Annotated in this window: 7 protein-coding genes; 2 read left to right on the forward strand and 5 right to left on the reverse strand. The window is 44.2% G+C overall.

Features of this window, described 5'->3' with window-relative positions; genetic code table 11:
• Positions 1-82 precede the first annotated feature (82 nt).
• Complete coding sequence (locus tag ACI3E5_RS12205) at positions 83-775, forward strand: hypothetical protein (RefSeq protein WP_325844959.1); 693 nt, start codon at positions 83-85, stop codon at positions 773-775.
• 85 nt (positions 776-860) lie between these two features.
• Here the strand turns inward: ACI3E5_RS12205 and ACI3E5_RS12210 are convergent, their stop codons facing one another.
• Both ACI3E5_RS12210 and ACI3E5_RS12215 read right to left on the reverse strand, forming a co-directional pair.
• Positions 861-1,139 carry a GIY-YIG nuclease family protein gene (locus tag ACI3E5_RS12210; RefSeq protein ID WP_005229675.1) on the reverse strand — a complete coding sequence of 93 codons (279 nt, stop codon included), beginning with the start codon at positions 1,137-1,139 and terminating at the stop codon, positions 861-863.
• Positions 1,129-1,863: a tRNA1(Val) (adenine(37)-N6)-methyltransferase gene (locus tag ACI3E5_RS12215; protein ID WP_016610820.1), complete on the reverse strand. Its 735-nt coding sequence runs from the start codon at positions 1,861-1,863 to the stop codon at positions 1,129-1,131. Before ACI3E5_RS12215 ends, ACI3E5_RS12210 begins: the two co-directional genes overlap by 11 nt.
• A 137-nt stretch (positions 1,864-2,000) precedes the next feature.
• Between ACI3E5_RS12215 and ACI3E5_RS12220 the strand changes: the two genes are divergently transcribed.
• Positions 2,001-2,636 (forward strand): lysophospholipid acyltransferase family protein, encoded by a 636-nt coding sequence (locus ACI3E5_RS12220; protein ID WP_005229679.1) that lies wholly within the window; start codon positions 2,001-2,003, stop codon positions 2,634-2,636.
• 53 nt (positions 2,637-2,689) lie between these two features.
• On the opposite strand, the gene ACI3E5_RS12225 is transcribed toward ACI3E5_RS12220, so the two are convergent.
• The 3 genes from ACI3E5_RS12225 to anmK form a co-directional block, all read right to left on the reverse strand.
• Entirely contained in the window at positions 2,690-3,781 is a 1,092-nt protein-coding gene (locus ACI3E5_RS12225; protein ID WP_325844960.1) for a DUF871 domain-containing protein, read from the reverse strand.
• A 117-nt stretch (positions 3,782-3,898) separates the two neighbouring features.
• Positions 3,899-5,194: a PTS sugar transporter subunit IIC gene (locus tag ACI3E5_RS12230; RefSeq protein ID WP_005229683.1), complete on the reverse strand. Its 1,296-nt coding sequence runs from the start codon at positions 5,192-5,194 to the stop codon at positions 3,899-3,901.
• A gap of 21 nt (positions 5,195-5,215) precedes the next feature.
• The gene (gene anmK / locus ACI3E5_RS12235; protein WP_115232517.1) at positions 5,216-6,376 is read right to left on the reverse strand and encodes an anhydro-N-acetylmuramic acid kinase AnmK; all 1,161 of its coding nucleotides are present in this window, start codon (positions 6,374-6,376) and stop codon (positions 5,216-5,218) included.
• Between the last annotated feature and the right edge of the window lie 84 nt (positions 6,377-6,460).

Genomic DNA, 6,460 nt, shown 5'->3' on the forward strand with positions numbered 1-6,460 from the left:
GAAAAGGGATGAAAGGACGATCCTTCTACTGGTTGACCAAGGGAAAAACAGTAGGTAGTGAGGAATCGAAGGGGAAGAAAGAATGATTGCATTTATGACGATCGAAAAATGGCTGCAAAGTGAACGTTTTTACTATGTGATCCTACCAATTCTTATGGTGGTTGGTCTGATCGCATTATTAGGGTTCCTGATGGTTCTGCTTTATCGAGAAAACCGTAACCCAAAAGTGACGCTATTCCTTGGCGGCATAGTCGTTGCGTGTCTGCTAGGCTTTTTTATTGGAGATCAAGTGTATGGTGAATTCAAAACGTATAATGCGCTGATCACACCGAATATCCGAGACCGCGAAAAAATGTTTTTAGGCTATAAATATTACGAATCTGATACTACAGCAGTTTATCAGCGCATCCAAAGCAATAAAGCGATTGAAACTTTAGGGATCTATCAAGCAGTACCAGTGGAACGGGCGATTGAATTTCTTGGATCTGCTCATAACTCCGTATATTTTAAAATGGGCGCCCAGGTTTACTATGCTCGCTATCAACCGACATTTGTGGAAGAGGAAACAACGGCTAAGCTGCAGGGGGTTCAATACCATTTGACTGATCCTTCCTTTGAAACGATCGGCTTCTATTCCGAAACCAACAACTATTTGACGGCAATTACGATTCCAAAGTCTCAAGAAACCCTCGAATATCAATCCGTCGATTCTGTGATCCCGAAAGAATTTGGGAAAAGTCAAACCCAATGGGCGTTACCAAATAGGAATGAATAACCATAAAAGAAAACTACCTAAGTCACGAAAGAAAGCTCCTTCAAGCAGGAATCTTCCGTGCGCAGGTAGTTTTTTGTATGCTTGGTCAGATAACATTACTCTCGCTATGGCTGCTCAGGTAGTCCTCTTTCTTTTTGCGAGACAATTTTTTGAAGGCTGCTTCTGCTTGAGTGGCTTCACTGCGAGTGGAAAAGCTTTCCGCATGGATCATTTGTAATGGTCTGCGACTAGCAGGACGGGTATATTTTGCTCCGATCCCTTTGTTGTGCTCTAATAAGCGGCGGCTCAAATCAGTGGTATAACCACCGTAGAAGGATTGATCGTTGCAACGCAAGACATAAAAATAATGATTCTCAGCAGCCATAGAGCATCGCCTTCACTTCGGGACTATAGGCACCCGTTTCATCATAGGTAATGAGAGGGGAATCAATTTTAAAGCCATCCGCCTTGCCATCCTTGATTCCTTCAATCAATAAAATATTGGCCTCTTTGCCTACTTTCGGATAGACGAAGCGGACGCGCTTTGGTGCGATTCGATGGGCGCGCATATGGTCCAAAATATCGAGAAAGCGATCCGGGCGATGAACCATCGCAAACCGTCCGTTCATTTTTAACGCTTTGCTAGCGGTTTGGATCACTTCATCTAAAGTTGTGGTGATCTCGTGCCGAGCGATCGCTAAATAGGGATTCGGGTTTTTGATCGCCGTCGGTACATTTTTAAAATAAGGCGGATTGCAGACCAAAAGATCGACGGAATCAGGTTTGATTTTTTGAAAGAGGTTCTTCAAGTCCATAGGATAGACCGTCAACTGGTCTTGCAAGTCGTTTAATTCGATACTGCGCTGCGCCATATCCGCTAAGCGTTCCTGCAATTCGATTTGATAAATATGAGCGGTCGTTTTTTTGCTGATAAATAAACCGACTGCGCCATTCCCTGCACAAAGGTCAACGATTACACCTCTTTTTGGCACTCTAGCGTAATTTGCTAATAAGACAGCATCTAATGAAAAAGAAAAAACTTCGGAACTTTGAATGATCTTGATGTCATCGGCATACAATTGGTCGATGCGTTCGTTCGGTTGCAACATGAAGCATACTCCTGTTCTAAATTCATTTCAATGTATTATACTACGATTAAGAATAATGGGAAACGCTAAAAAATGCTTGTCATTTAAACCGTTTTTTTGCATACTTGAGTAGGAGAGAAATAGAAAGGAAAATGAGTATGTTTTTTCGCTTTATGCGCGGTGTGGTTCGCGTGGTATTATTTTTGATCAACGGCAATGCTCGTTATCAAAACAAAGAGGTTTTACCTAAAAATGAAAACTACATTTTAGTGGCTCCTCACCGAACCTGGTGGGATCCATTGTACCTAGCAGTGGCTGCTCGACCAAAGAAATTTAGTTTTATGGCGAAAGAAGAGCTGTTCAAAAACCCGATTTTACGGTTCATATTGATCCATGCCAATGCTTTTCCAGTCAAACGAGACAAACCGGGACCGAGCGCGGTAAAGACGCCAGTCAAAATTTTGAAGGAAACGGATCTTAGCTTGATCATGTTTCCAAGTGGTACGAGACACGCAACAGCTTTAAAAGGCGGCATGGCGTTGATCGCAAAAATGGCTAAGGTCAAGATCGTTCCCTCTGTTTATCAAGGACCGCTGACGTTAAAAGATCTTTTTAAACGCAAACGAGTAACCGTCCGCTTTGGGGAGCCCATTGACATCAGTGACATCAAAAAGATGGACAAAGAGGGCTTGGCGGAAGTCGAACGGCGCATCCAGGGTGCATTTGACACACTGGATCAAGCGATTGATCCGTCATTTGTTTATCAAATCGATGAGTCCAAAAGAGAAGATTAATACCTAAGAAAAGCCGCTGACCCTTTTGTGATCAGCGGCTTTTTTCTAATGAGTTAATCCAATAATTCGAAAGCAAATTTGGTCCACGGTTTTAAATATTCCAACAAAGGCAGCTCGTCACTTGAAATGGCGCCGACTTTGTTTTTTCGCGTGTCTTGGTGAGAGGTCAAAACGATCTGCAATTCGTTTTTGTATTGGCCAAAGGTATCATTGCCGATAACGATGTCCCCATAGGCAAAAGGTTCTTGGTTTGTATGAGGGAGGTTTTCGATGGGACGGTACTTCACCCGTGACTGTGTGGAACGAGCGACTAACGCATTACTGTCACCACGACGAAAATGATTGGTTTCGGCTAATATTCTCCGTTCGATTTCGCTGGCCTCTGCTTCTACGAAAACGCCAAAGGTCAGCTTGTAACGATCGATCGCCGCCAGAGCTTTCAGCTCTGCATCCGACGCATAAGCATTGCCGATAATCACGGTATCGATCAACCCAGAAGCAAAAAGCAGCTTCCCTTGCAGCGCCAATGGTAAATCTCGACAAGATTCTAAGGTCGGTAAGCCATCATTGACTTCCCAAGGGCCGATTTTGGCTGATTGACTAGTGATGAAGGCGGCTGTTTTCAACCCGTATTTTTTAAAACGTTGGCTGCAGCTGCGGAAAAAAGCATCCGTTAAGCCTGTGCCTCGTTGGGGGTAAAAATTGTGGCAGCCATATAAAAAAGGTTCATTGGCTTGATAAGAAAGGATATTTTCTAAATAGTTCACATCATTACTCATATTCAATTCAATCGCTAAGCCAAATGGATTAAAGGTCAGCTGGGCTTCCTTATTGCCATCAAACCCTTGATCCAAGCGGATACCGTCCGCACCTAATTCTGCAAAGAAGCTAAGATCGTCATAAGAGATCGCCAGATCACTAAAAACAGCAGGCGAAATATCTAATATCGTTTCAAAGCCAAGGTTCTTGGCAAAGCCGATAATCGAAGAGAATTTTTTTCTGACGGTCTCTTTGCCTTCACTGACTTCTAGCATACTCATAAATAAGCGAGAGTAACCAAGGGCAGCAGCTTTTTTTAAATAGTCTTGATCCAGTAAAGGATCGCTATGGTCGGGGTAAATCGAAAGGCCAATTTCTCGTTTCAATGGTTTTCCTTCTTTCTAAAAAAACGCACGAAGCACCTCTTGGCATTGGAAAAAGCTGGTGAGGAAGGCTTCTTCTGTTTGTCTTGGTGGGTGCTTCGTACGACCTTTATTTACACATTATTGTGCGACTGGTTGATTTTCTTTTTCCAATTCGTTTTTGTCGTAGATTTTTACGAATGGGTAATAGATCAGGATCGATAAAAGAATCAAAAGAACATTCAGCACGATCGCACGCCAATCGCCGCCAGTCGCTAAGAAAGCGCCAATTGGTCCAGGCAATGTCCAAGGGGCATTGACCGTAACTGCATTGACTAAACCAGCTGAGGTAGCGACCCACGCAATGACGCCATTGATTAGTGGTGCAATGATGAAAGGTGGGATCAAGATTGGGTTCAAAACGATCGGTGTACCGAAAATCAGTGGTTCGTTGATGTTGAAAATAGCTGGAATCAAGGCTGTTTTTCCTAGTTTTGAACCGAATTCCGATTTGGTGCGAAACGCTAACAAGATAGCCAAACCAATCGTTGAACCAGCCCCACCGATCCAGATGAACCATTGATAAAATGGTTCGGCTGCGATATTGGGAATCATATCTCCTGAAGCAAGCGCAGTCGTATTTCCTTCCAATAACTGCAACCATAATGGACGAGCCAGTGAACCAACGATAGAAGCACCATGGATCCCGAATGACCAGAAGAAGGTCGTCAAGAAGGTGATCAAAAGCACACTTGGCAAAGTGTCTGCGGCACTGACCAAAGGATCGACGACTTTTGCCACGATCGTGTGCCAGTCAAAGCCGATATAGTAAGTGATCGCACCCATTCCTAAAATAATGACTAAGGTAGGGGTCAAGGCTTCGAAAGAACGAGCGACTGCAGGGGGGACTTGTTCTGGCATCGTGATTTTAAATTTCGATTTGTCCGTTAACCGATAGATTTCAACGGCAAGAATCGAGGTGATGATCGCCACGAACATACCAGCACTCCCTAAATTGGCCATTGGCAAGACAAAGCCGACCGTTCCAGCAGCATCCAAGGCTTCTGCTGGGATATTGACAGGGGTGAAGGTCAGTAAGAAGGCGGTCGTAGCTAGGATCCCGCCAGAAAGACCATCAAGCTTATAAGAGCGAGAAAGACTGTATCCGATCCCGAATGCCGCATACAAGCTCATAATGTACATCGTCATTCGATAAGGCAATAAGATAGTTGTGGCATTGCTAGACAAGAACTGATAGATGCCCCAACTTTGAGGCAGCGGTGGAAAGGCTAAAATCATAAAGAACGAACTGACGATGATCAATGGCAAGGTTGAGACGATCCCGTCACGAACCGCCCGCAAGTGACGCTGGCTGCCAAGTTTTTCCATCGGTCCTGCCAAATGGCGCTCGATGAATTGAGTGAATTTATCTAACATGGTTTATCCTCCTAAGGTGTTTTACATTTTTGCTTCCCATGGATTCGGAATGATTTTCCCTAAAATCACGCCTTGGGCTGCCCCGGTTGCTGCAGGGGCATTATTGACACGGCTGTGAAGGGTTTCATTTCCTAAGATGGCAAAAGCCACCGCTTCTTTGGCATCGTTGGAACCGCCAATGTCATCTTGTGTTCCAACGGCTACTGATTCTGGTAAATAGCCTTGGATCAGTTCAATCAGCAGATGATTGTGGGCACCACCGCCCGAGAGAATCACTTCCAGATCGTTTGTTCCCAACTGAGGAAAAATGAACCGTTGGTAACTGTCAGCGATGGAAAAAGCGGTGAAATCGGTTAAAGTCCTCACCAAGTCTTCAGGGGCTGCTTCGGGATACTTGGTCAATAACTGCTGCACAAAATGTTTTCCAAAAAGCTCACGCCCAGTGCTTTTCGGCGGTTGCTGGGACAAATAAAAATGAGTTCTTAATTCCTTTTGCAAGGTGGGTATAATTGCTCCCGCACGGGCTGTTTCACCAAACGCATCATAAGGCTGGCCGAATAACTGAACCATTAATTCATCGATGACCATGTTTCCTGGACCTGTATCAAAGGCATACAGCTCGTTTAAGCTGCCACTTTTTGGTAGTACAGTAACATTGCCGATGCCGCCAATGTTTTGCAGCAAACGATTTTTGCTGTCTGATTGATAGAGCAGATAATCTGTATAAGGAACAAGAGGGGCGCCTTGACCGCCAGCAGCCATATCCATCACTCGAAAATCGGCGACGACTTTCGTTTGTAAGCCATAAGCGATAATCGAAGGTTCGCCAATTTGCAAGGTGCTGTTTTTCGCTGGATCAGAATCGGGGGAGTGCCAGATCGTTTGTCCGTGGCTGGCAACAAAATCAATGCTTTTTTCTTCAATACCAGCTTTTTGGCAGAGGATTTGACACGCTTTCAAAAATTGATATCCTAATTCAGTATTTAATTGGCAGATGAGGGGAACATTTGATTCCACAGGATCACAAGCAGTTTTTATTCGTTCCTTCAATTCTTCACCAATGGGTAGTGTGACCATTTCCATCAGCTGTACGTCTGTTTCGGTGCCGCAGCCATTGATTTTTACTAAAGCAGCGTCGATCCCATCCAAACTGGTTCCTGACATTAGTCCTATTGCAAGCATAGCGTTTCTCCTTGTATATTAGAGTTAGGGTTTTAACCTTCCGGTTTTGATTGGATAACCCTATGAACCATCGTTATTTTAATT

The organism is Candidatus Enterococcus avicola (assembly GCF_047470845.1).
GTDB lineage: Bacteria > Bacillota > Bacilli > Lactobacillales > Enterococcaceae > Enterococcus_D > Enterococcus_D casseliflavus.

Bases quoted from the DNA above. Each gene is read 5' to 3' on its own strand.
- ACI3E5_RS12205 (WP_325844959.1), top strand. From the start codon at position 83: ATGATTGCATTTATGACGATCGAAAAATGGCTGCAAAGTGAACGTTTT.
- ACI3E5_RS12210 (WP_005229675.1), bottom strand. From the start codon at position 1,139: ATGGCTGCTGAGAATCATTATTTTTATGTCTTGCGTTGCAACGATCAA.
- ACI3E5_RS12215 (WP_016610820.1), bottom strand. From the start codon at position 1,863: ATGTTGCAACCGAACGAACGCATCGACCAATTGTATGCCGATGACATC.
- ACI3E5_RS12220 (WP_005229679.1), top strand. From the start codon at position 2,001: ATGTTTTTTCGCTTTATGCGCGGTGTGGTTCGCGTGGTATTATTTTTG.
- ACI3E5_RS12230 (WP_005229683.1), bottom strand. From the start codon at position 5,194: ATGTTAGATAAATTCACTCAATTCATCGAGCGCCATTTGGCAGGACCG.
- anmK (WP_115232517.1), bottom strand. From the start codon at position 6,376: ATGCTTGCAATAGGACTAATGTCAGGAACCAGTTTGGATGGGATCGAC.